Origin of the sequence: Myroides sp. C15-4, from assembly GCF_050522745.1 — a bacterium.
GTDB lineage: Bacteria > Bacteroidota > Bacteroidia > Flavobacteriales > Flavobacteriaceae > Flavobacterium.
Window position 1 is genome coordinate 35048 of sequence record NZ_JBMVQX010000004.1, and the last position, 23768, is coordinate 58815.

Consider the following 23768-nt stretch of genomic DNA (forward strand, 5'->3'; position numbering starts at 1 on the left):
AGAGGGGGGAATATCACATTATTTTGACCAGTTCAAAATGCATTCCATCTGGATTTTTAAAATGACCACCCCAATAAAAACCAAAAGTATGTGCTAAGGGCACTATTTCTCGAACAGAGCCTTGCGCACCTAATAGGGCAGGTTCTTGATGGAATTGATTCCAGGTCATATTGATGTCAAATGCAGTACCAAAAGCGTGATTAGATAGTCTTGTTTTTGATCCTCTAACTAGGCGCGGATGATAACTTCCGCCATAACTCAATAGTTGTTCTAAAAAGCCACCCTGTTCAATAGCTTCAAAAAATTGGAGCAATTGAGCAACCCCTTTGCGATGAAAACGCATGCTGTGTTGTTTTGGAAATGCTGCTTGTAGTTGAGGAATTACTACTGAGACAATATGCTGGGTTTCATAATCGTTGAGAATAACAATATTTTCTGGATTATTAGGTACTGGAGAAACAGTGAATTCTAGCATTCCAAAGGTTTCAAAGCGTTCTTTATTTGAGGTGTAGGGCCGAAAATTAGGTGGGAGAGGAAATGCTCTTCGTTGTTCTTCAGTAAAGAGCATACCATCCTGATAAGCCGCTAGCCACGTAGCATTGCCAATATGACCATCTACTACTATTTTCTTTTGTTCTTGATACGCTTTAATTGCCAATTCCATTGAAACGTCATATTGATCATCAATGGGAAAATTAGAGTGTCCCATTTGTTGTAGAAATTGTTTCCATTGAACAATTGCTAGGTCTTGCATATTAGGTTTTAATACGTTCATAACGAATGAGATAAAAGGTTAGTTGACTTGTCTTTTTACGTAGTTTTCATAGCCTTCACTGATCCGTTTTAGCCCTTCTGTTGGCGGATGTGGTCGCAACGTCACTTTTAGTTTTCCTTTGTTAATCCGTGTTTTTTTTTGAAACAGATTAGTATTTGACTTACCAAAGTACAATCGGAGTTCTTCTTGGTCTACTTCCATATTAAAATCCAAAGAAAAGGTAGCTTTTTGTATACTACACGTCTCTAGGGGAATCAAAGCAATTAAAGGAACTTCAATGGGGTTCATTGACACAAGAGAAGTCTCCTGTTTTTCTAGATTTTTATGTGCTTTTTCAGGATAGCTCAAGAGTACTGTTTTAGGGACTTTTGCCTTTTTACATACTTTTTCTCCTTGAATAGTTATCAATTCAACCTCTTTCTCTTCAAAATAGTGATCTAATAATCTTAGATTTTTCTCTGATAATTGATCATTGGCGTGCAAGATGGCTAGGTGAATGGCTTTGATGAATTTTTTTAAACTGATTGTTGTCATTGTGGCTCTATTTTTTCGATTGATTTATTATACAGGATGATGGCTTGCTTTACTGTAGCTCGGCTATCTGTAGCTAATCCAATAAGCGATTGGCATTGCGTGCAGCTAAATTTTGTGCCCTTAAGTAATTGTGTAAGTTCTAATGTTACAGGAGCTTTACAATTTGGGCAGGTGATACTTGTGGTTTGTGTTTGCATTTGGATTATATATTAACAGGTTGAATATTTTTATTGTATAATTCTACAAGCGTTAAAATACCTAAGGGTAGTGGTAAGGACCCCACTTGAATGTCTATATGCAGCGATTGTTGAGTGAATTTTTTTCGCTTTTTTCTAGAAAAGAAGGGCGGCCTTGTCCTCGATATTTTACCATTTAATTGCGCTTTTCGCTCAATAATGCTATTGCTGTTGTTGATGTAGCTCGTAATAGAGGTAATATCTAAATTAAACGCCAGGTGCATTTTCTGAATTGCAATGGAATTAAGTGGGGCAAGTGCAAGAAGTGGAACTTCAAATACAAGTTCTTGTTTGACTTGTTCCTGTCCCACTTGTTGGTACTTGGTCAAAAGCATATGGATCAATTTGGGTTGATATATCCAATAGGTATCACCTTCTTTTTTGCTTGCTGTTTTATTATTTTTAGTGAAGTACAGATTGAGTATTGCAGAGGTTTGTCCATTCAACATCAAGGTATTGGCTTTTGAGAGTGATACTAAAACTGCAGAGATAATCGATTCAATATTGAGTTCTGAATCTTGCTCTCTACTGTGCCTAGGGGGGTGCTTATATAGATTCATCGTACACATTTTTAGTTGAATGCTGTACCATCAAACTTCATTTTGATAGGTAGCTATTCTGTGGGTTCTTTTCTTATTTCTTTGTAGTCTTCCTGCTTTTTAATAATGGGATCTACTGCTTTTGAAAAAATATCCAGTAGAGTGGTAATACCCCTAGAAAGAGGGAGTTGTCCTGCGTGCACACTGATATTGTATTTAGCTGCATTGTTTTTCTTATAATGTTGATTTTCACTTGTGGCCTGTTTGGCATCGTAGCTCACATTTCCACGAACAGTTGCAGAGAATACACCTAGACCTATTTTAGCGTCTAATGTAGCTTCGCCACCTTTTTGTTCTTTTTTTTCTATTGTATGCTCTTCTGCATAGCTAGAATATACTTCCATATCAAAATGGATATCGATTTGATCGACTGCTAATGCATTAAGAGGTAAGAGCGTTAGTAGAGGCAAGTGAAAAAACAAGTGCATTTGCGCAGTGGATTGATCGTCTTGCATAAGGGATCTACTGAATTCCATCTGAACCATAATGGGTTGATACGAGCAGTTTGGTTCGGTTCCCGTTTTCACAAAACAAGTATCTAGGATAAATTTGGTTTGTGAGAGTGCCATTTTAGCATTGGCATCTGCCGCTGCATTTAAAGGACCACCGATCAAGGCATCCAGGGGAAGCCCCGTAAATTGTTGGGACATTGATACTAGATTTGCTTCCATAACTTTTATTTTTTGTTTTATATGAAATTACATTGAGAATTTGTACAATCATAGGGTATAATTCCCCGAATGCGCTAGTGAAATTCCCCCTTTTCTTCTGCTTATTATCCGTTGATAGTTGCTTTATTTTTTTGAGGTATTTAATCGATTTTTTGGCATGCTGTGGCGTACTATTTGTTTACTACCTTGCACCGGGAAGTAGATAGAAAAACCATGCTTGTGGTATAAGCTTTTGTGCCTGTGTGACTTAATAGGTACATCATGAAGAATAAACAACAATACTTCTGTAACGAATGTAATAGCAATGATATCAAATGAAATATAAAATCACACTTGTAGAAGGCGATACCTTGATCCGTGAGTTATTGACGGAATTTTTGAATGCTTCAACAGATTTTGAGGTTGCTTATTCGTTTGCTAGTGGTTGGAGCTTGTCTGAATCATTTCGAACACAGGGAATAAAAATGGATTTAATTATTATGGATTTTCAACTTGGAGATCAGGGTATTGAATGCATAGTAGAGCAGATGAAATTAAAGGGAAGGCACATTCCTATTATTGTTTTAACGGCTGAGTATAATCCTGCATTAATTGGTTATATGCTTAAGTTAGGGGTTTCGTGTTATCTACCTAAATGTATTAAGCTGACGGAGTTTTTATTGCTTTTACACGAGGTTTTGGCAAAAGGACATTATTTAGATAAAGAGCAGTTTACCTATTTAAAAGAAGCTGTTTATGACAATGCGAGCGCGTCAACACGCAAGCAATTTAGTATTTCAAAAAGAGAGGTGGATATTCTCTATCTTTTAGCCCAGCAATATACAGCCAAAGAAATTGGCCAACGTCTATTTATCTCGTCCAAAACAGTTGAGAATTACAAGAGCACACTATTTGTTAAAACAGGGACAAAGACTGTTGTAGGATTAGTTTTATGGGCGATACAAAGACGAATTATATCACTGGATTTACCTCGTGATTAAACAGAGGAGATAGGGGAAAAAAACGGGTGTTTTTAGGGAATTAATCCCGTATTTATTAGGGATAAAAAACGGAATTCACTATCTTGCTAACTCTTGAAAAATACGATAAATCATGTTGTTTAAACTCTTTATTCTCTTCACTAAGATCGGTATTTTTACCATTGGTGGAGGATATGCTGTAATTCCCCTTATTGAAAAAGAAATTATCAGTCGTTCTTGGTTAACTTATGATGAGTTTTATGAACTTTTGGCTATTACAGAATCGCTACCAGGAGTATTTGCGACCAATATCGCTGCTTTAGTTGGGTTTAAGATTGGAGGAGTAAAAGGCGGGATTTTAGCTGCTTTGGGAACCATTGTTGCACCCTTTGTGCTTGTGCTTCTCCTTGCGGTTTTCTTTAGTCGCTTTCAGGACAACGTCTATGTTGTTAAGGCGTTTAAAGCCTTAAGACCTGTTGTAGTGGCTTTAATTGCTGCTCCCTGTTATACTGCTATAAAAGTAAATAAAATGAGCCTACAGTCCCTTATATTGCCTTTAGTGGCATTGGGGTTAATGTGGGGCGCGCAGGTTTCTCCCATTTGGATTATTTTAAGTGGCTGTATTGGTGGGATCGTTTACTATAGCTTACGCACTAAATCAATGACGCCATGATCTTTTATCAACTATTTTGGGTGTTTATTAAGATCGGAACCTTTGGTTTTGGTGGGGGGTATGCCATGTTATCACTAATTCAAGAAGAGGTAGTAGACCGACATCAATGGGTATCGAAAAGTGATTTTTCCAATCTTGTTGCAGTTTCTCAAATGACTCCAGGTCCGATTGGAATTAATACGGCTACTTATGTTGGTTATGTTGCACTTATCAATGAAGGATATCCCGTGTATATCGCCGTGCTGGGATCAGCTTTGACAACGATTGCCCTTTGTTTACCAGCTTTTCTTATGATTGGCTTGATTTCTTTTTTTTATTTTCGCTTTCGTTCAAACAAGTTTTTTGCCTATGCTATTGCAGGTATTAAACCATTGGGCATTTCACTGATTGCACTTGCAGCTTTGTCTTTGACAAACGAAGAGAGCTTTCCGGATTATTATAGTCCGGTGCTGTTTTTGGCTGCTTTGGTGTGTTCGATTCGATTTAAAATACACCCAATTGCCATTCTCTTTGGTGCAGCTATTCTTGGATTAATCCTCTATTAAAAGATAGTTCTGTTTACACAAAATGTAGCTCATTACTTTTTCGTTTAGGCAGCTCAAACAAGAGTAAGATACCTGTAAACGTTAGTTGTTTTTCTATTCATTTTCAATCTTTCACCATGTATTTCAACCAGATAAATGAAGTACCTTAGTATCGATTGAATATGACTTAGTAACAAGGAACAAATGGATATCCATATGAAGAGATTTTTTGTCTTTCAACACCATACCCAACCCGAATTAATCGTTGAGGAGGGGTATTTTTCCATGTTTTTTATCGAACGAGGGTTTCTCCTCATTGCACTAGATGGAGAAGAACAAAGGGTAAGTCAAGGTCAGATTTGGATCAATACACCTGCTATGACAGTCGTACCTTCTTATGTAAGTGCGGATTGTTCCATCTTAGGGGTAAAGTACACCTTGGATTATACTAAAGAAATCACTACCCTAAGTGATTTTCACAATACATTTGCTTATTTTGAATATCAATATCTTCCCATTTGGGATTTGTCAGTGCGCGAGCAAGAAATTATTGTGCCCTTGTTTTTGAAATTGAAAGAGCGCAAAGCCTCTTTTGGCCATCATCCCTTTGCTCATCCGCTATTTAATTTGACTTTTACAGAATTGGTATTAGAACTTATTGCTATTGGGAGTAAAAGAGACAAGGAATGGTTTAAGAATTACAATCGAGCGGAATACTTAGCTGTTCAGTTTATGATTCTTGCGCGGGAGTCGTATAAAGAACAAACCAAACTCGATTTTTATGCAGATCAATTGGCTGTTTCGGTTAAGTATCTTTCGGAGACATTGAAGCGAATAACGGGTAAGACTGCGAAAGATATTTTGCTCGAATTGCGCCTAGCACAAGCCAAACTTTTTCTAACAACTAGTGAGTTAACCATTGCCGAAATTGCCTACGAATTGTCCTATGCTTCTCCAGCTTCTTTTTCTAAATCGTTTAAACAGGAGATAGGATTATCACCCAAAGCGTATCGAGAAACACCAGTATAGGTGTTTTTGACAACAATAAGCGAAGTTTAACTATTTGTTTTGATCTTTTAATCGCATAATTTTAGTGTTGTAGTTATAAAAATAGTATATTGATATGTATTTTACTTTAATTAACAATTTAAACTTATGGAAAATAGAGATATAATACACAAAACAGAGGAAACGTTTAAACCTGTTCAACTTGGTCCCATTACTTTGCGTAACCCTGTAATTAAAGCAGCAACAAGTGAGGGGAGAAGTCCTGAAGGAAAAGTAACACAAGCACTGATCGACTTTCATCGTGGTTTTATTGAAGGTGGTATTGCTATGACTACATTAGCTTACTGTGCAATATCCAAAGCGGGATTTGCTGCACCAGGTGAAATTCTCATGGTGAGAGAGAATATAGATGGCCTTAAGCGATTTACAGCAGCGATGCACAAAGCAGGAGGTTTGGCCTCTGCACAGTTGGGACATGCTGGACCTGTTGCAACAAAAAAAATTACAGGCGTGCAACCTGTTGCACCTTCTCGTTTTTTTAATCTAACGAGTTTGCAAACCTGTCGTGCGATTTCGCTAAAAGAAATGGACGAAGTGATTGAGCAATTCGCCGATGCAGCAGCAGTTGCAGCTGATGCGGGTTTTGATGCTGTTGAGCTACATTTTGGTCACTTGTATTTAGTTTCTTCGTTTTTCAGTCCATGGATTAACAAGCGAAAAGATCAATATGGAGGTTCCATTGAAAATAGAACGCGTTTTGCCAAAGAGATTTTATTGCGTGTAAAAGAGCGCGTAAAAGATCGATTGGCTATTATTGTTAAGCTTTCTATGGATGATGGTATTAAAGGCTCTATATGGTTAGATGATGCTACTGAAACCGCCCGTATTTTAGATGAAACTGGAGCCGTTGATGCTTTTGAATTGACCATGGGATCTTCTGTATCCAATCAGATGTATCTATTTAGAGGAGATACGGATATTGATGGGATGGCGGCTACTCAAAAGGGAATCTTAAAGTTAGGCGTGAAGTGGTTTGGCAGGCAAATTTTGGGTGAATACCCGTATGAAGATTTGTATATGCTAAAATCAGCGCGTCAGTTTCAACCGATTGTAAAAAAGGCCAAGCTCATTTTACTTGGCGGTATTAATACGCACAGTCATATTGCACAAGCAGTTACAGAAGGATTTTCTATGGTTGCGATGGGACGCGCTTTACTTCGCGAGCCCGATATTATCAATAAAATCAAGGCGAATCCTCATGCACCTGGCTTGTGTATCCACTGTAATAAATGCATGTTCTCTGTTTATACCACTACAAATTGTGTATTTACAAAAGAGTATGCAACTACATCTCAGGCAGCTATTAGCTAGTTGTGGAATACTCTTACTTTATCATGGAGAGGGCTATAATGAAAATTATAGCTCTTTTTTGTGCTAGTTTGATGAAACGCTTCAATCTTGATTATTTTCTGTAGGCACTGAGTGAGAGCCCCGTTTCTCTTTTAAAAAAACGGCCCATGTACGAAGGATCGACAAAGTTGAGTTCCTCCGCAATGACGCCAATACTTTTGTCTGTTGTCTGGAGTAAGTTTTTGATCTCTAGGATTACTTGTCTGTTAATAAGGTCTTTAGGGAGGTCATTCAAATGACTTTTAGAAATCTGAGCCAAATAAAACGGAGTTATATGCAATAAATCGGCATAAAAGGCAACTGCTCGATTTGTTTTAGCATATTGTCCAATCAGATCCCAAAACTTCCAGCAAAGTTCTTCTTTTCGACTAAATTTTTTCTTTTTTAATTGGTTGTATTCCCCCATATAGTCAGTGAGGTGTAAAAAGAGATTTTGAAATTGATTACATGCCATTCGATCCAGGTATTTATTGGGATGATCTAGGATATAATTGAGCTGTAGCATCCAGTATTCTAGCTGTTTTCGCTGTTCTTTGGTTAGATGTAGAACGGGATAATCATGCAAGAAACCAAAAAGAGTATGGGGGAGATGATAAGCAATTTCACTGGCTAGTGTGCGATCAATTCCATAAACATAGGCTTTAAAGTCTTCTGTTTTTTGTTGGATAAGCACAATATCATCGCTAGATAAAACCGTTAAGGCATTTTTACTGATGACATAATCCGTAAAATTAACGCTAAGAGTTGCTTCACCTGATAGGCCGATGCAAACCACGAGATAGGAAAGCGAGAGTGGATAATTGAGCTGTTCGCCACATGTTGTTCCATGACTCAAGCTGATTGTCGTCTTTGTTAAATCGAAGTGTTCCATACGCCTGTTTGGATTGTTTCGCAAAAATAGTCAATTAATTCTTCTTTTACTTAAAATACTTTTCAAAAGTACCGAAATAACGCAAATTAGAGGCTAAAATTGAAAGGGGAGGCGTACTACCTTTGTCCCAGAAATAATAAAGAAGTAAAAGATGAAATTTACAACAGACCGATTAATCTTAAGACCTTGGGAATTAAGAGATGCAGAAGATTTATTTCGCTATGCAAAAGATGAAAATATTGGACCACCAGCGGGTTGGCCTGCACATAAAAGTGTAGAAGAAAGTATCACTGTCATTGAAGAGGTATTTTCTAAACCAGAGATTTACGCTGTTGCTTTGAAAGAGAATAACCGTGCGATTGGTTGTATTGGTGTATTAATTGGAGCAGATAGTAATTTTCCAATCTCCGAAAATGAGGGGGAAGTTGCGTATTGGGTTGGTGTTCCGTTTTGGGGACAAGGGTTAATACCAGAAGCTTTAACGGCGATTATAGCCCATAGCTTTGAAACATTAAACCTAACCGATCTTTGGTGTGGATTTTTTGAAGGCAATGAGAAATCGAAACGAGCACAAGAAAAGTGCGGATTTAGACATTCTCATATTGTAGAAAATCAATTCAATCAATTCATGAACGATTATCGCATCGAATACATCAGTCGATTGACAAAAGAAGACTGGCTTGCCAACCAGTAGAGCTAAGGCACTTACCAAAAGGAGTACTCCTTCTGGTAAGCGCCAGCTTTCAGTATTCTTGTGTTTTCCAAGGATTCACTAAAAGAATGTAGAAAATAGGCAAGTAGTCTGTAGTACTAAATGGCAGAAAGGAGTAGTAAAAATACCATGATATATCCAACAAATTACGAAGATAAATGCGGGTTTACCACAATCCGCGAGATCCTCATAGCGGCTTGTTTAAGCCCCTATGGCATTGAAAAGATAGAAGCTTTAACGTTTCAAACTGATTTTGAAACCATAAACCAGCAATTAGATGAAATTGTAGCGTTTCGTAAGCTGTTAAGCATGGAACGCCATTTTCCTCTAGAGCAGTATAAAGATATGCGTGGGCTGATGCAAGCCATTAAAGCAGATGATCAGCTTTGGTGTACAGTAGAGGAGTTGTTAGATTTGCAACAGCTTCTGCGTTATGGAGAAAAGGTACATCATATTGCAGTTAAAACTGAAGAAGAGGTCTATTGTTATCCCCTTATTGCTAAGTTAGCAGCGGATTATAAGCCTATGGAAGTGTTGACTCAGCGACTCAATCAAGTCATTGATCCTATGGGCCAAATACGCGATAGTGCCACCAAGGCACTGGGCACTATTCGAAAAGAGCAAATTCAGGTGGCTCATGTGATTCAAAAGAAGTTTGATGTGCTGTGGAGAAAAGCACAAGCAGCAGGATTAATTGATAGCGATTTATCGGCCAGTGAACGAGATGGACGAATGGTTATTCCGATTACGGCTTCTTTTAAGCGCCGTTTTAAAGGCGTTGTACACGATGAATCTCGATCAGGAAAAACCGTATTTATGGAACCAGAAGAATTGGTTCAAGACCATACACGTCTATTTGTATTGGAACAAGAGGAACGAAGAGAAGTTGTGCGTATTCTACTAGAGCTAACTGCACTAATTCGAGCACAGGACAAGCAAATGAATGCGTTATTTACTTTTTTGGGAACGATGGATTTTTTACGTGCTAAAGTGGTATTAGCGGATAAAATAGGTGGTGTTAAACCTAATTTTGAGGCGAAAACCCAATTGGAATGGATAAAGGCTTACCATCCTGTGTTAGCCATGCGTTTAAAAGAACAGGGCAAAACCCTGCATCCACTTACATTAACACTGAATAAGGAGCATCGAATTCTCCTAGTATCTGGTGCGAATTCGGGCGGTAAATCGGTGACCTTAAAAACAGTTGCCTTGTTGCAATATATGCTTCAATGTGGTTTATTACTTCCGGTAGATCCGCAATCTAAGGTTGGTGTTTTTGATCAGATTTTAATGGATATTGGCGATGGACAAAGCATTGAGAATAATTTGAGTACCTATACGGCTCATTTAAATACGATGCAGCTTTTCTTGACACATACACAGGCGAGTACGCTGATTTTAATTGATGAGTTTGGTGGTGGTACCGAACCTGAACTAGGAGGAGCAATCGCTGAAAGTATTTTAGAAACGCTAAATCAACGTTCGTGCTATGGGATGATCACGACGCATTTTTACAACTTAAAAGGATTTGCTCAACGCACTAAAGGGTTACAAAATGGAGCCATGCTTTATGATTTTAAAGAAATGCGACCGCTTTATCAGCTGTCACAAGGACATCCAGGAAGTTCGTATGCCTTAGATGTGGCAAGGCAAATTGGGCTAACAGAGGCTATCTTGACCCAAGCTTCGTCAAAGATTGATGCGGATTATCTCCGAATTGAAGAACAGCTACAGCAAGTTGTTGCTGCGAAAGTACAGGAGCTAAAAGAACAAGAAGCCTTAACTGCTACAGAAATTACAGCAGAGAGAGCAGTTGTTGAGCAAGTAATTGAAACATCGTCAATTATTGTTCAAAGTGAACAAAAAATCGCTTTTCATCCGCCTACCAAACTAAAAGTGGGCGATCAAGTGAAGCGTCAGGGAAGAGGAAAGACAGGAACGATTTTAGAAATCCGATCCAATAAAGCCCTTGTGTTAATTGAGAACCTCAAATTTACAATTGCTTTGGATGAATTAGTAAGTGGTAAGTGATAATTAGTAAGTGGTATTCACTCATTTCCATTTGCATATCTAGTTTTGTTGTAGTTATTTTACTAGATAGATCCATAATGCAATGTTATTACAGCAATTATTAGCGGAATTTGAAGTAAAGGATACAGGATTTACTGCGGTAGAAGAGCAAGTATTCGATTCCTTTTTTGAATTGATGCCCTTAAAGAAAAATACCTTTTTGATTCGCGAGGGAGAAATTGAGACGTATAGTTATTTTGTATACGAGGGAATGTTACGTTGTTGGGTCATGGATCAGCATGGAGTGGAACAAACGTTTTGGTTTTGTAAAGCTGGAACCTTTTCGATGTCTAATATTTCGTTTACGTTAGGAGAGAAGGCTTCGTTTCACGTTCAAGCGTTGGTTGATTGTACAATTTACCGCATTAAAAAAGAAGAAGTAGAGGCGTTGTATACTGCTATTCCAAGACTTAAACACCTTTTTGACAAGTTAACTGCTCGCTTATTGGATCGTCTATTACACCGTCAAGTGGCTTTAATTAAGTATACCCCCGAAGCCTATTACTTGGAACTATTAGCTACATTCGGTCCTGCTATGCAATTAATTCCCTTAAAGGACATTGCTTCATTTTTAGGAATTACTCCTTAAGCGTTGAGTAGAATTCGCAAGCGCATTTTTTAACTTGGGTTCAGTGGTAATACGTAGAATTGAGTGAAATTTGTGCAAATTTATAAATAGAACAACATGATACGACCAATTGACACAACGGATTATCCGCGTTTATTGCACATCTGGGAAAGTGCAGTTTTAGCAACACACGATTTCTTAAAACCAGAAGATTTTGCCTATTACAAAGAAAATTTACCTTCTTACTTTGCTTTTGTCACCCTATGGGGATATGAAGTAGAGGGCGAGTTAGTGGGATTTATGGGCATTGCGGCAAATAGTTTGGAGATGCTATTCATTGATGAAGCTACACGTGGGCGTGGAGTAGGTAAGGCGTTAATCCACTATGGTATCCAAAAACAAGGGGTTACTACTGTAGAGGTAAATGAACAAAATGCACAAGCAGTTGGATTTTATGAACACTTGGGTTTTAAAGTAAAAAACAGAATGGAGTTGGACGGACAAGGAAAGCCTTATCCAATTTTACAGCTGGAATTAGCGTAGTTATAATCCTTCAATGCCTTCTACCCAATACCCTCGGGTATATACTTTACTCGTTGTTTTATCCTTGATTACTTTTCTGAAAATTTGAATCGATTTCGCATTACCTGTTAACAAGAATACAGCATCTTTCCATTGAGGCGAGATAATAGGATCTAACTGACTGATTAACCTTTCATTGCGAAAGGTTTTTTTTTTGGAGAAAACGAGTACCTGTTCAAAACCCAAGGCAGCAGGAACGGATTTATTTTCTTCGTCCAATTCAAAGAGAAATAAAAACTCACATCTTTTTTCTACCCATTTTTTATAGAGGGAATACGCCAAGCCCAAAGAAGTTTCATCCCCAAAAAAAACAAAAGTATCCGCTGTTAATTTTAAGTAATTGCTATTAGCATGTAAGCTATTCATACTAAGGGTGTCACCAAGCTTAATTTTATTCATAAAGTGTTGTCCTGTACCACTATTGCGGTGGAGATATACAATCAAATCGAGGGTTCCCTTGTCTTTGTCTAGACGAGAAACAGTATATTTTCTCGTTTGTATGTAGTTAAGCGTTAGGCTTAGATAAGAACCACTACTAAAATTAAGTTGTTTAAAATCTCCTTGAAGCTCAATTATTTTAACGGAAGGCGATATGGCCGTGATTGTTGAAACCTCAGCCAAGGGAAGTTTAAACGGAGAAAAACCGATAAAGTCTAACATTCTTCTGAATACGTTTATAATCATGCGCTTTTTTTATTACAAAAATAATCTAAAAAAGAGGTAAAAGACAAGAAATAAAGCAGTTTGAAATGGACAAAACGCAGTTTTATTAGGGTATTATCATCGGTTAGGTATATGGTTTCTTTTTTGGTTTTATTAACAAGAAGAGGTTAGGGATGTGATAATAAAAATACATTATATTTTATCTTTATATTTTTCTTATAAAAGATAAATGTATTTCAATATTATTGCTATATTAGTGATTATTTGAAAAAACACCTAAAACTGTTTCTTTTTTTAACTAAGGGTTTTATTAAAAAACATAAAATTTTAAGGCGAAAATTAACAGTAGATTCACCCTTATACTAGAATTAGAGTAACTAACCAAATTTTGAATATGAACAAACAATTACTTTTTAAACTCTTTTTGAGTTTGATGTTATTATCGGTTCACATGACTAGAGGGCAGGAATATATTCCTCTAAGCATTAGTTCCGGTTTTAACCAAGACGTCATTGCAGAGAACAGTCCCGCGGCAACATTTACCACCGCATCGGTTGATGCAACGGGATCTGGTGCGAATTTTGCCTTTATGTCAAGGGCTTATCCAGGAGCAACAGTAGGGCTACCTGTCAATGGATTAATTACATCTGTAGCTACCGCAACACCTGGATTACAATTCCAATTAGGGGCATATGATGAAAATAATACATTAAAAATCAATGCTCAGAATGAGACAGGAACCTTAGTGGTAGAAAGTACACATCCTACATCAAAGCTTTTTATTTTAGCTACGTCAGGAAGTAGTGCATCAACCTTTACGGGTACCATAACGTTTACCGATGGTACAACGCAGGCCATTACCTCTCAGTCTGTACCAGATTGGTTTCAGACGGGAACTCCTGCTGTTGCTATACAAGGGATTGGTAGGGTTCCTCGTAGTGGTGGAAACCCAGATAACAATGATGGAAATCCGAAGTTGTTTCAGGTTCCCATTGCTATTGCAGAAGCTAACCAAACAAAACTTGTACAGCATATAGCGATTACTAAAACAAGTTCAACAAGTGGGTACTTGAATATTTTTGCTGTTTCAGCGGAATATGTTCCTGCATGTCCAAAACCTGCGGCCCTTACAAAAAGTGGCGTTTCTGCTACGGGTGCCACATTGAATTGGACGAGTACAGGCGATTCATTTGAAGTAAAATACGGCGCAACAGGTTTTGCTGTTGATACAGAAGGAACGAGTCAAACGTCAACAAGGACTAGCCACGTTTTATCTGGTTTAACTGCAGGTCAGACCTATGATGTATATGTAAGACGCAATTGTGGAACAGATGGTTTCAGTGCTTGGACAGGACCAATTTCATTTACTGCAGAAAATGTTTTTCAAGTAGGAGAGGGAACGCTAACGGCTAGTGGCGGTGGAAATATCCCGGTTACAAATTTCAATTTTAACTATAGCCAACAAATCATCACAGCCTATGAATACAATAGTAGTGGAGGGGGAGCTGGGCCGATTACCAAGATCCGCTACTATGTAACAAATATTGGAACGTTGTCTGTTTGGAATAACTGGACCCTTTATATGGGTAATACGACGAAAACAGCATTTGATTCGACAACAGATTGGATTCCGGTTTCAGATCTAACACAAGTTTTTGATGGTGTTATCACTGCAACAGCTAACAATTGGTTTGAAATTACATTGGACACTCCTTTTAATTATACGGGAGATAATCTGGTTATTGCCGTTCATGAAAAAACACCAGGATGGGATTCTGAGCCAAGATTTAGAAAGTACACCTCTGAATTTAATCGAGGAATTCTATACCAAAGTGATACTACGAATCCAGATCCAGCAACACCACCAACAGCGAGTAGTTTACAGACTAAATTACCACAAGTACAATTTGTTGGTACACCAGCAACCTGTTTACCTCCTTTTGACTTTTCCTATAGCTTGAATTCGTATACTTCAGCTAATTTGTCTTGGAGCGCACCTGGTGCACCAGCAAGTTTTGACTATGCTGTTTCAACTACTAGGGATACACCTACAACATGGCAATCTGCATCAACAAATAGCGTAAGAGTTGATAATTTAGATAGATCAACGCATTATTTTTTACACGTGCGTTCTAAATGTGGAGCAACTTCATTTAGTGCAACTGGCGTTTTTCCTTTTTATACCGATTATTGTGAAACCAGTGTTACTGATTCTACCTATTATAAAATCAAAGGAGTTAAAACAACAGGTGGCCTGACCAATATTGAAAACCTCAATAATGGAATAAGAAGTGTTTATACAAATTATTCAGACATGAAGGTTTCTCAAGTAGCAGGGGGACAAATCACCTATAGTGTAGATATTCAAGATTTTACATTATTAAAAATATGGATTGACCTTAATCAAGACTTTGTTTTTGATGAAAGTGAATTGGTTGCTAGTTTTTTAGACTTTGAGTGGGATGATGTAACGAGGACAGGAACGCTGACAATTCCTACTAATTTAGCAGTGGGAGATTATCGCATTCGCATTCGAACATTTGATGAGTATGAAGATGAAGGGAGCCCTTGTGGCAATACTAGTTATGGTGAGACTGAAGATTATACGCTTTCTGTTGTTGAAGCTGTAAGCTGTCCCGCACCTTCTACTTTGAAAGCAGAACGCATGGCTGCGAATCCCAAAAATTATACATTAAGTTGGACAGCAACAGGGGATTCCTTTGATGTTGAATTGATTAATGTAACGGCTGGAGAGACAATAACAGGAACACCTACGTATACTGATGTGACAAATAATTTCGTAGCTACTAATCTCGATTTTTCTTCTACCTATAAATACTTAGTACGAAAAAATTGTGGAGGAGATGATGGTACAAGTTTATGGCAAGGTCCGTTTACATTTAATACGCCTTTAGTGACACCGTCTCCTTGGCATGAAGCGTTTATCACTACTGACACTCCGCCAGGATGGGGAGTATTAGATGCTAGCGATTGGTATTTGGATGAATTTGATCCTGCGATGGGGTATAGTTTAGGATCTTATCTTTATTATATAGATTATTGGGGAATATTTCAGGATTATGTAGATACTGGAAGTGCGGGTACAATAGCCGTAGGCCCAATTTTACATGAGGATATATTTACTTTTAAAACTCGTTTTATTGATTATGGTAATGATGGTGCAGTTTCTGCTGATATGATGAGTAATACGGTTAGTATCTCAACAGATTTCGGTGCAACGTATCAACAGATTGGTGTCATAACGAGCGATGGAAGTGAGAATTGGCAAGAATTTGAACACGATATGACTCCGTATGCAGGACAATATGTAACGATCAAATTGACAACTAATTTGGATATTAGTATGATTGATTTTTCTGGAGAGTTCTTTGTTGCTATGGATGATTTTGATATATCAGGAGGTATTCCATGTTATGAAATCGAAGATGCTACTATCGATGTAGCTACAAGTGAAGGACCTACCTTAACGATTGAATCAGAAGCTACTAAATTTGATATTCAATATGGATTAGAAGGTTTTGAATTAGGTGAGGGTACAATATTGACTACTATTGTTAGCCCTTATGTATTTGAGGATCTAGAAGCAGAAACAACCTATGATGTTTACATTCGCGGACAATATTGTGAAGAATGGGCAGGGCCTTTTACCTTTGAGGTAGAAGCGGCAGAATTACAAGAAATTACCGTGGAAGATGTAACCAAAGTATACGGTGATGATCCATTTATTGAAGGATCATCGGATAGTGGTCTTCCATTAACCTATGAAGTTGAAGATGAAGAGGTCGCTATTTTTGAAGACGGTAAATTGGTTATCAAAGGAGTGGGAGAAACAGAAGTAACGGCAAAACAAGCTGGAAATGGACTTTATTTACCTGCACCAGATGTTACATTTACTTTAACAGTTACAGCAGCAGCCTTGGATATCACAGTGGATGAAGATCAAGAGAAAATTTATGGGGATGTAGATCCTGTATTGACTTATACAACGACTGGTTTAAAATATACAGATACAGTGAATTCCTTTACTGGAGCATTAGCGAGAGCAGAAGGAGAAGCCGTAGGTACATATGCTATTGCATTGGGAACATTAAATGTAGGGCCTAATTATACAGTGAACTTCACAGGTGACGACTTTACAATTAAACACGCCAAACTGATCATTACTGTAGCACCTAAAACAAAAGTCTATGGACAAGCTGATCCTGCATTAACCTTTGAAGCCGAAGGATTTAAAAACGACGATACAGTAGAAAACTTACTTGTTGGAAATTTAGTTCGCGCAGCAGGAGAAAATGCAGCAACCTATGCAATTAACCAAGGAAGTCTTGCTGTTACAAATCCTAATTATGAATTGATATACAATGGCAATGATTTTAGCATTACACCTGCGTTGCTAAGTGTTTATCCTGAAGCGGATAGAACGAAAGTATATGGACAGACAGATCCTGTTGTTTCATTTGAAATTACTGGATTCCAGTTTAATGATACAAGAGCAAGTGTAGTAAGTGGTACGATTGAAAGATTAGGTAGCGAAAACGTAGGAAGTTATTTCTATGGTGTAGGTACCTTGCAAACAACACCAGCGAATTATACTTTTGCTATTGCAAATCAATCGAGATTCAGTATTACACCTGCACCTGTAAGTGTACATGTTACAGCAAATCAATACAAAACATACGGACAAGTTGATCCAATCCTAACCTTTACAGTGGAAGGATTACAATTGGGTGATTTTGCACTTTCTTCTTTTGTAGGACGTTTAGAACGTGAGCCAGGCGAAGATATCGGTACCTATGCAATTGCTCAAGGAACACTTGCTCCAAGAGCCAATTACTACCTTGTAGCTTTTACAGGAGAGCAATTTGAAATTAGAAGTGGAAGTATTGAGAATTTAACATTACCAGATGCTACCTATGCCTACGATGGTACGGTAAAATCACTGGCTGTACAAGGAAATATTCCTGCTGATGCAGTGATTACGTATGCGAATAACGATCAAACAAATGTGGGAACTTATACGGTAACGGCTCATGTAGATTATGGTACTAATTTTGAACCAACAACATTAGAAGGCGTATTGACTATTACAAAAGTAGATCAAACAATTCGTTTTGTTGCTCCAGTTCAGGTTATTTTAGAAGACACACCAACGTTGCAATTAGTAGCAGAAGCAAGTTCTTCTTTACCAGTGAGCTTCAGTATTGATGCTGCTGCGGAACGCGAGATTGCAACAGTAACTACATCAGGTGAAATTCAATTCTTGAAACCTGGTTTTGTTACAGTAACAGCAAGTCAAGCAGGAAATGAAAACTACAATGCAGCACAATCAGTTTCTAGAAAAATAGAAGTGATTAGCAAAAATGCTTCTATCTTGAATTTAATTGTTGATCACGTTTCTTATGGTAAAGTTGAAAAAGAAGTATACGTGACTATTGGTTGTGATAAAGCACAAGATGTCGTGGTACTAGAAGTTGAAGTAGAAGAAGGAGCCACTGTACTACCAGCGGATTACATTGAAGTTGCTGTTCGTGATTACGGCGTATATGAACAATTAATTACCGTAGTTTCTGCTCATGGAAATGAAGAAATCTACAAAGTAATTATAGAAAAACGCATACCAGCAGACCTAATTGTACACCAAAAATACGATAATGTACTTTTTGTAAACAACAACAAGGAAACCAACGGAGGTTATGTGTTTAGCGCTTATGAATGGTTCAAAAATGGCGAGTCAGTAGGCAAGAAACAAGCATACTCTGCAGGAAAAGATAGCTCGAATATCTTAGATACAGGAGCAACTTACCATGTAGAGGTAACCCTACACAATGGCAAGAAAATTAGTAGCTGTCCAATTGTCATTACAAGTAAATCAGAAAATAATCTAGGTTTATATCCAAATCCTGTACAGAAAAGTCAAATGTTGAATATTACAATTGATACACAAGTACAAGAGACAACAAGCTATATTATTTACGATATCAAAGGACAAACCATTAAGAGAGGTCAAATTCAAAAAGGAGATATGCGTATTGAAATTCCAGCAACTGTTTCGTCAGGTTCTTATTTCTTAGTGATGAAAATTGATGGAAACGAACATCGTGTTCAATTTATTGTAAAAGAATAATCGATATTATTTTTAAACACAAGAGAGGGGGCATCCTCGATGCCCTCCTTTTTATAAAAGGGTAAATTTTTTAATTAAATTCAGATAAAAAATGAAAAAATATATTGGTATTCTCACATTAGGGCTTTTAGTAGGCGGGTATCAACAAGCACAAGCACAATACAGCCGCTATTATTTTAAAGAACATGAAGTAGGGGTTAGTTTAAAAGCTGGGATGATACAAAATTACGGAAGCTTACCAGACCAAATTTCTAGCGATTTAAAGTTCAGCACCGCTATTGGTTTACAATATGACTACTACCTAAATAGACAATGGAGTATAGGTATTGGTGGACAGTATGCTATGTATACTACTGACTTTAAGGCTACTAATTTAAAAGGTCAAAGTAATGAAATCGATTCAGAAAATGAGAAATTCATTTTTTCTTATGAGGGAAAAACGTTTAAAGAACAATGGAAGGTAAACCAGATCAATATTCCTTTAACGGTACAATATGTGGGTGAGGCAGAAACCGCTATTTATGTTCGAACAGGTGTTCAATATTCATTAATGATGAGTAGTAAACCTACCGTAACGTGGAATAATTTAGAAACTTCGGGATACTTTCCACAGTATAACTTACTGCTAAACGAAGATTTGCTATTTGCAGGATTCGGTCACCAAGATAAGGTGGAACACAAACCAGATATCGAATTAAAAGATCGCTGGGCTTGGATTGCTGAGGTTGGGGTTAAACACAATGTCAGAGAAAATCAAAATCTTTATATTGGAGTTTATTTCGATTTAGGCTTGAATAATCAAAAACCAAGTGTGAAAGAGACAAAAGAACACATCCTGGTATACAAAGCAGATATAGACAATGCGTTGGAGTACAACAGCATTCAAGAGAGTTCAAAAGCAGTATTTAAAAACTATAGCTTTGGTATTCAGCTACGCTATGCCTTAGGATTATAGCTACGACTTGATAACTACGACAAGTGCAACTGAGCAAAACTCAGTTGCACTTTTTTTTGAAGTTTATTTGCTAAGTAACGAATTTACACGTATTAGTGACTCAATTTATAGCTACTTTGTTGGCGCTATTCTGAACGAAGAGCCATACCGTTCCTGTTTAGCGCATCAAAATAAATACACCCCAAGTGATAGGTACAATATAGAGATTGACAATCAGTTACATCGTTTAGAACAAGGGGATGAACAACATATAAAAAGAATAGCACCTCAATAGCGCGAAAATAAGTACACAGTAAAAGGAGAAAAGAATAAGCGAAAAATGCGATATAAGGCTGAATGACAAGCGTTAAAAGATCAAAAAATGTAAAAGTAAAAAAGAACAATGCAAAAATTGTCTTCTTTTGAATGTAATGGTCTATACTTTGTGTAATTATGCAAAAATCATATAAATAAAAGGGCTTTAGGACTATTTTTTACGATTTGTGGTAGGCTTTTTTGGTTTTGGTTGTTTTTTTGTATCTGACTTCGAAAGGAGTTCTCTTTTATAATTAGATTCTATGCAAAAAAAAATCACACCAGAAAGCTTGAATAGCATTGCTATAAAAGCTTCTTTAAAAAAATATGATTCTATTATCACTAAATTAGAAAAAAGCGCACGCAAAGGAAAAAATGGGATTGTAATTAATTACATTCCGGATATTTTAGTAGTCAAGTTAAGGGAAGAAGGATATTATATTACGACCTATGTTAGAAAGAGATCTTGGTATATTTTTAGAAACAAAATGGTCCGGTATTATGTTGTTAAGTTTAAAAAAGCGAGATGATAAACTAATTTTCAATAAAATCGCAACAGGAGAGTGAGCGATTCAACGTTGCTCGTTCTTGTTTTAAACACCCTATTGAATGAAGAAGACCTCGACTGGGTGTTTTTCTCTCCTGCAGGAAGTTTAGAACCTGGCGAACGAACAGGAGTTTACCGTCTTGGAAAAGATGATTTAATACGCAATGAAGCAGGCGAAAGCAAGATCTCTGTTGGTGATTATGCCAAAGCCATGATCGATGAATTGGAACATCCGAAGCATCATCAAGAACGCTTTACGATCGGATATTAATACAAAAGGCAAGTTTGAATTCCAAACTTGCCTTTTTTATGGTAGGAAAAAATACCGTAATTTAGTGGAGTTCATCCTGAATGAATGAGCCTAAAAAATGAATGTATGTTTGAAAAATTTGATCCTTCCTCTACTTTAAGTCAGACTTTTATCGCTACCTATAGCCCATATTTTAGAGAAGAAGCATATCCTGCTAAAACCATTCTACTAGAAGAAGGGCAGGTGGCTACCAAAGTGTTTTGGGTTAAAAAAGGCTGTATGCGCGTTTGGTTGAATCACGAAGGGCAGGAAGTTACGTTTCAATTTTTTTTAGAAAACAGTATGGTATCCTCGATAGAGAGTTTTTGGAAAGGACAGCCGAGTAAATTTACTTTAGAAACGATTGAACCCACAGTAGTTTGGGTGGCAGATAAGCACGATATTCAACCCCTATTAGAAGATTCTTTGCAGCATCCTGAATACAGGAATCTGTTTATTGATGTAATTTTTCAACGCACGTTTGATTATGTCAATCACAGTCTTTCTTTTATACAATCAACACCAGAACAACGTTACCTTAGGCTATTTGAGACTCGTCCTGAATTAATCAAGCGCATTCCTCAACATTATATTGCTTCTTATTTGGGGATTTCCAAAGTACACCTGAGTCGTTTAAAAAACAAATTACTCCGATCCTAAGATGATAACAAATGTTATCGCTCGCTAGCACTGCTTAAATTACTTTTACAACAACACAAAATCAAAGATATGAAAGCTGTTATTGTAAAAGAAAAAGGGAAAACCCCAGTATTTGTCACGGACTTTAAACATGCGGAGATTTCATCTTCCGCAGGGGTATTTATGCGTGTGCAAGCAGTTGCTATTAAAAATTTAGATCGCGCTATTACTATATCGTTATTTTGGGGAGCAGCAGCAGATTTGCCGATGCGATAACAAGCAGCTAAAGTGGAACTTGAACAACAAGTTGGATAAAAGATAAGAAGGAGTGGTTGAATAAAATAAAATTATGTTAAATTAGCGGCCTGAAATGGCGAGCTATACTAGAATAGCTATTATTTAACACCTTATTTACGAATGAAAATTACTACTTATCTTATTTTGGGACTTAGTTCCTTACTATTTTTATCCAGCTGTAAATCCAGTGATGACACAACTTGTTGTGATACTCCTTACGTCTCTGGATATTATATTCAAGGTTATTTTACTGATTTAAAGGAGGATGGGATTATGTTTGAGCCTAATTGGACCTTACTATCTTTAGATGAAACCAATAAAATATTTGAGATTGACTGGAATCATCTAGAAAATCAACGTGGTAATGCCTTGGCTATGACGCTCAGTTTTAAAGCGATTCATCAAGCACCTACTAAAGGAAATAGTGGTGGAACCCCGGGGTATTACAACCTCTTTCATGTATTTTCGGATTCTATAGGGGATAATCATTATGCGTCCAGCTATTTTCGTTCCTGGACTTCCGAATATCCTATGGCTATTGGAGAAAAATTTGAATCGGTTAAACTATTTACGGATCAAGACTACGCGCCTGAGTTTAAAGCAGGCAGTGATGTCAGTAGCTTGTTTACAGTCTATTTTGAGGATATGCTTCGTACCGTTCAAAATGATTATCGATCTGTGACGGAGGAAGGCACATATCAGGATAAAAACTTTATTATCAATGGAGATCGAAATCTATTTCCCCACACCATTAGTGCGGTTAAATTAGCGGATATTGATTTTTCAAAAAGACAATTTACAGGTACAAAATGGTATGTAAAGCCACATCAGTTACCAGCAGAAAGTGGAGTGTATACCTTTACGATTGAAATTAAAAAAGAAAATGGTCAAACGGTGAGAAAACAAACACCAGCTTTTTATTTATAACAAAAACACCCGATGAATACTCATTGGGTGTTTTTGTTTTAAGCGTGATCGATAGGAACCAAGCAAATGAGACTGTACTATTGGGATAGTAAATAAAGTAAGGCAAATACATTTTTTAGTCCAAAAATTATTTTTTTTTATTAAATTTATAATTATTAGCTTAAAATAATGTTTATGTTTACAGAAAAATACAATCTCTATTGGAAGGCATTTAGCGAAACAATTAATGCAGAATTTATAGCGCGTCAGTATTGGCATTCTCCTAAAGCAATTCACGTTTATAAGGGATTTAAGATTGTTTTTGACAACTACTATTTTACAAGTACAGTAGGAACCAAAAGTTATGAATCTTTTATAACCCGTGTTTATTGTAAATTTAAGTATCCTCAATCGTTAAAGATTCGAATAGAGAAAGCGAGTTTTTTTAATCGCTTAGTTAATATTTTTCAGGGTAATTTATACCGCACGTTGGATCGGGAGTTCGATCGTCATTATCACATACATACGTTAAATCCCAATACTTGTGTTTTTTTGTTGCCTGCCATTAGACAAAGCCTAGTTGAACTCAATATTGAAGGTCTATTTATTGACACCCAAGACGGGATTTGGGGCGAACAATTAGCTGCTAATCAATATGAAGTTGCAGTATATGTGGAAGCTACTCGTTTAAGTGAATCCGAATTATTAGCGTTAAAAGCTTTATTGGAGTGTATTGTAGATGCACTCTGTGATAAATTTCATATCGCAGAGGCACTTACCTAGTTTTATTTTTCGAAGCATTTCTAGAATTAGTACGAATAAACTCATTTTCAATAGCTGT

General features: G+C 37.0%; 23 protein-coding genes. 17 read left to right on the forward strand and 6 right to left on the reverse strand.

Annotation, left to right across the window (positions count from 1 at the left end; translation table 11 throughout):
• Positions 1–13: 13 nt before the first annotated feature.
• From ACPDHL_RS02825 to ACPDHL_RS02840, 4 genes are all read right to left on the reverse strand, one after another.
• A complete protein-coding gene (locus ACPDHL_RS02825) occupies positions 14–775 on the reverse strand; it encodes a M15 family metallopeptidase (protein ID WP_430531291.1) in 762 nt (253 codons plus the stop codon).
• A gap of 18 nt (positions 776–793) precedes the next feature.
• The gene (locus ACPDHL_RS02830) at positions 794–1309 is read right to left on the reverse strand and encodes a DUF2589 domain-containing protein (protein ID WP_430531292.1); all 516 of its coding nucleotides are present in this window, start codon (positions 1307–1309) and stop codon (positions 794–796) included.
• 202 nt (positions 1310–1511) lie between these two features.
• Complete coding sequence (locus tag ACPDHL_RS02835; RefSeq protein WP_430531293.1) at positions 1512–2105, reverse strand: DUF2589 domain-containing protein; 594 nt, start codon at positions 2103–2105, stop codon at positions 1512–1514.
• Positions 2106–2158: 53 nt separating this feature from the next.
• Positions 2159–2815, reverse strand: a complete 657-nt coding sequence (locus ACPDHL_RS02840) for a DUF2589 domain-containing protein (protein WP_430531294.1) — start codon at positions 2813–2815, stop codon at positions 2159–2161.
• Between the two features lie 314 nt (positions 2816–3129).
• Between ACPDHL_RS02840 and ACPDHL_RS02845 the strand changes: the two genes are divergently transcribed.
• The 5 genes from ACPDHL_RS02845 to ACPDHL_RS02865 all read left to right on the forward strand — a co-directional run bounded on the left by ACPDHL_RS02845 (position 3130) and on the right by ACPDHL_RS02865 (position 7350).
• Positions 3130–3795 (forward strand): response regulator, encoded by a 666-nt coding sequence (locus tag ACPDHL_RS02845; RefSeq protein ID WP_430531295.1) that lies wholly within the window; start codon positions 3130–3132, stop codon positions 3793–3795.
• Positions 3796–3907: 112 nt separating this feature from the next.
• Positions 3908–4447 carry a chromate transporter gene (locus tag ACPDHL_RS02850; protein WP_430531296.1) on the forward strand — a complete coding sequence of 180 codons (540 nt, stop codon included), beginning with the start codon at positions 3908–3910 and terminating at the stop codon, positions 4445–4447.
• Positions 4444–4992, forward strand: coding sequence for a chromate transporter (locus ACPDHL_RS02855; RefSeq protein WP_430531297.1), 549 nt, complete (start codon positions 4444–4446; stop codon positions 4990–4992). The genes ACPDHL_RS02850 and ACPDHL_RS02855 overlap by 4 nt, the downstream gene beginning before the upstream one ends.
• Positions 4993–5187: 195 nt before the next feature.
• On the forward strand, positions 5188–6000 hold the full coding sequence (locus ACPDHL_RS02860; RefSeq protein WP_430531298.1) for a helix-turn-helix domain-containing protein: 813 nt from the start codon (positions 5188–5190) through the stop codon (positions 5998–6000).
• Between the two features lie 126 nt (positions 6001–6126).
• The gene (locus ACPDHL_RS02865) at positions 6127–7350 is read left to right on the forward strand and encodes an NADH:flavin oxidoreductase (RefSeq protein WP_430531299.1); all 1224 of its coding nucleotides are present in this window, start codon (positions 6127–6129) and stop codon (positions 7348–7350) included.
• A 91-nt stretch (positions 7351–7441) separates the two neighbouring features.
• Here ACPDHL_RS02865 and ACPDHL_RS02870 read toward each other — a convergent pair whose 3' ends face one another.
• Positions 7442–8260 (reverse strand): helix-turn-helix domain-containing protein, encoded by an 819-nt coding sequence (locus tag ACPDHL_RS02870; RefSeq protein WP_430531300.1) that lies wholly within the window; start codon positions 8258–8260, stop codon positions 7442–7444.
• Between the two features lie 151 nt (positions 8261–8411).
• Here ACPDHL_RS02870 and ACPDHL_RS02875 point away from each other — a divergent pair, with 151 nt between their 5' ends.
• From ACPDHL_RS02875 to ACPDHL_RS02890, 4 genes are all read left to right on the forward strand, one after another.
• Entirely contained in the window at positions 8412–8954 is a 543-nt protein-coding gene (locus tag ACPDHL_RS02875; protein ID WP_430531301.1) for a GNAT family N-acetyltransferase, read from the forward strand.
• Between the two features lie 147 nt (positions 8955–9101).
• Positions 9102–11003 (forward strand): endonuclease MutS2, encoded by a 1902-nt coding sequence (locus ACPDHL_RS02880; protein WP_430531302.1) that lies wholly within the window; start codon positions 9102–9104, stop codon positions 11001–11003.
• 82 nt (positions 11004–11085) lie between these two features.
• Positions 11086–11631 (forward strand): Crp/Fnr family transcriptional regulator, encoded by a 546-nt coding sequence (locus ACPDHL_RS02885; RefSeq protein WP_430531303.1) that lies wholly within the window; start codon positions 11086–11088, stop codon positions 11629–11631.
• Between the two features lie 96 nt (positions 11632–11727).
• Complete coding sequence (locus ACPDHL_RS02890; protein ID WP_430531304.1) at positions 11728–12153, forward strand: GNAT family N-acetyltransferase; 426 nt, start codon at positions 11728–11730, stop codon at positions 12151–12153.
• Here ACPDHL_RS02890 and ACPDHL_RS02895 read toward each other — a convergent pair whose 3' ends face one another.
• Positions 12154–12876 (reverse strand): FAD-binding oxidoreductase, encoded by a 723-nt coding sequence (locus ACPDHL_RS02895; protein ID WP_430531305.1) that lies wholly within the window; start codon positions 12874–12876, stop codon positions 12154–12156.
• A gap of 373 nt (positions 12877–13249) precedes the next feature.
• Between ACPDHL_RS02895 and ACPDHL_RS02900 the strand changes: the two genes are divergently transcribed.
• From ACPDHL_RS02900 to ACPDHL_RS02935, 8 genes are all read left to right on the forward strand, one after another.
• A complete protein-coding gene (locus tag ACPDHL_RS02900) occupies positions 13250–19000 on the forward strand; it encodes an MBG domain-containing protein (protein WP_430531306.1) in 5751 nt (1916 codons plus the stop codon).
• 91 nt (positions 19001–19091) lie between these two features.
• A complete protein-coding gene (locus ACPDHL_RS02905) occupies positions 19092–19955 on the forward strand; it encodes an outer membrane beta-barrel protein (RefSeq protein WP_430531307.1) in 864 nt (287 codons plus the stop codon).
• 557 nt (positions 19956–20512) lie between these two features.
• Positions 20513–20779, forward strand: a complete 267-nt coding sequence (locus tag ACPDHL_RS02910) for a hypothetical protein (protein ID WP_430531308.1) — start codon at positions 20513–20515, stop codon at positions 20777–20779.
• Positions 20780–20812: 33 nt separating this feature from the next.
• Positions 20813–21067 carry an NAD(P)-dependent oxidoreductase gene (locus ACPDHL_RS02915; protein ID WP_430531309.1) on the forward strand — a complete coding sequence of 85 codons (255 nt, stop codon included), beginning with the start codon at positions 20813–20815 and terminating at the stop codon, positions 21065–21067.
• Between the two features lie 105 nt (positions 21068–21172).
• On the forward strand, positions 21173–21745 hold the full coding sequence (locus ACPDHL_RS02920) for a Crp/Fnr family transcriptional regulator (RefSeq protein WP_430531310.1): 573 nt from the start codon (positions 21173–21175) through the stop codon (positions 21743–21745).
• A gap of 69 nt (positions 21746–21814) precedes the next feature.
• Entirely contained in the window at positions 21815–22000 is a 186-nt protein-coding gene (locus tag ACPDHL_RS02925) for a hypothetical protein (protein ID WP_430531311.1), read from the forward strand.
• A 141-nt stretch (positions 22001–22141) separates the two neighbouring features.
• Complete coding sequence (locus ACPDHL_RS02930) at positions 22142–22948, forward strand: hypothetical protein (RefSeq protein WP_430531312.1); 807 nt, start codon at positions 22142–22144, stop codon at positions 22946–22948.
• 174 nt (positions 22949–23122) lie between these two features.
• A complete protein-coding gene (locus ACPDHL_RS02935) occupies positions 23123–23710 on the forward strand; it encodes a hypothetical protein (RefSeq protein ID WP_430531313.1) in 588 nt (195 codons plus the stop codon).
• Positions 23711–23768 lie beyond the last annotated feature (58 nt).

Excerpts from the sequence above, each read along its gene's own strand:
- ACPDHL_RS02825 (WP_430531291.1), bottom strand. The coding sequence starts at position 775 with ATGAACGTATTAAAACCTAATATGCAAGACCTAGCAATTGTTCAATGG.
- ACPDHL_RS02830 (WP_430531292.1), bottom strand. The coding sequence starts at position 1,309 with ATGACAACAATCAGTTTAAAAAAATTCATCAAAGCCATTCACCTAGCC.
- ACPDHL_RS02835 (WP_430531293.1), bottom strand. The coding sequence starts at position 2,105 with ATGAATCTATATAAGCACCCCCCTAGGCACAGTAGAGAGCAAGATTCA.
- ACPDHL_RS02840 (WP_430531294.1), bottom strand. The coding sequence starts at position 2,815 with ATGGAAGCAAATCTAGTATCAATGTCCCAACAATTTACGGGGCTTCCC.
- ACPDHL_RS02845 (WP_430531295.1), top strand. The coding sequence starts at position 3,130 with ATGAAATATAAAATCACACTTGTAGAAGGCGATACCTTGATCCGTGAG.
- ACPDHL_RS02850 (WP_430531296.1), top strand. The coding sequence starts at position 3,908 with ATGTTGTTTAAACTCTTTATTCTCTTCACTAAGATCGGTATTTTTACC.
- ACPDHL_RS02855 (WP_430531297.1), top strand. The coding sequence starts at position 4,444 with ATGATCTTTTATCAACTATTTTGGGTGTTTATTAAGATCGGAACCTTT.
- ACPDHL_RS02860 (WP_430531298.1), top strand. The coding sequence starts at position 5,188 with ATGAAGAGATTTTTTGTCTTTCAACACCATACCCAACCCGAATTAATC.
- ACPDHL_RS02865 (WP_430531299.1), top strand. The coding sequence starts at position 6,127 with ATGGAAAATAGAGATATAATACACAAAACAGAGGAAACGTTTAAACCT.
- ACPDHL_RS02870 (WP_430531300.1), bottom strand. The coding sequence starts at position 8,260 with ATGGAACACTTCGATTTAACAAAGACGACAATCAGCTTGAGTCATGGA.
- ACPDHL_RS02875 (WP_430531301.1), top strand. The coding sequence starts at position 8,412 with ATGAAATTTACAACAGACCGATTAATCTTAAGACCTTGGGAATTAAGA.
- ACPDHL_RS02880 (WP_430531302.1), top strand. The coding sequence starts at position 9,102 with ATGATATATCCAACAAATTACGAAGATAAATGCGGGTTTACCACAATC.
- ACPDHL_RS02885 (WP_430531303.1), top strand. The coding sequence starts at position 11,086 with ATGTTATTACAGCAATTATTAGCGGAATTTGAAGTAAAGGATACAGGA.
- ACPDHL_RS02890 (WP_430531304.1), top strand. The coding sequence starts at position 11,728 with ATGATACGACCAATTGACACAACGGATTATCCGCGTTTATTGCACATC.
- ACPDHL_RS02895 (WP_430531305.1), bottom strand. The coding sequence starts at position 12,876 with ATGATTATAAACGTATTCAGAAGAATGTTAGACTTTATCGGTTTTTCT.
- ACPDHL_RS02900 (WP_430531306.1), top strand. The coding sequence starts at position 13,250 with ATGAACAAACAATTACTTTTTAAACTCTTTTTGAGTTTGATGTTATTA.
- ACPDHL_RS02905 (WP_430531307.1), top strand. The coding sequence starts at position 19,092 with ATGAAAAAATATATTGGTATTCTCACATTAGGGCTTTTAGTAGGCGGG.
- ACPDHL_RS02910 (WP_430531308.1), top strand. The coding sequence starts at position 20,513 with ATGCAAAAAAAAATCACACCAGAAAGCTTGAATAGCATTGCTATAAAA.
- ACPDHL_RS02920 (WP_430531310.1), top strand. The coding sequence starts at position 21,173 with ATGTTTGAAAAATTTGATCCTTCCTCTACTTTAAGTCAGACTTTTATC.
- ACPDHL_RS02925 (WP_430531311.1), top strand. The coding sequence starts at position 21,815 with ATGAAAGCTGTTATTGTAAAAGAAAAAGGGAAAACCCCAGTATTTGTC.
- ACPDHL_RS02930 (WP_430531312.1), top strand. The coding sequence starts at position 22,142 with ATGAAAATTACTACTTATCTTATTTTGGGACTTAGTTCCTTACTATTT.
- ACPDHL_RS02935 (WP_430531313.1), top strand. The coding sequence starts at position 23,123 with ATGTTTACAGAAAAATACAATCTCTATTGGAAGGCATTTAGCGAAACA.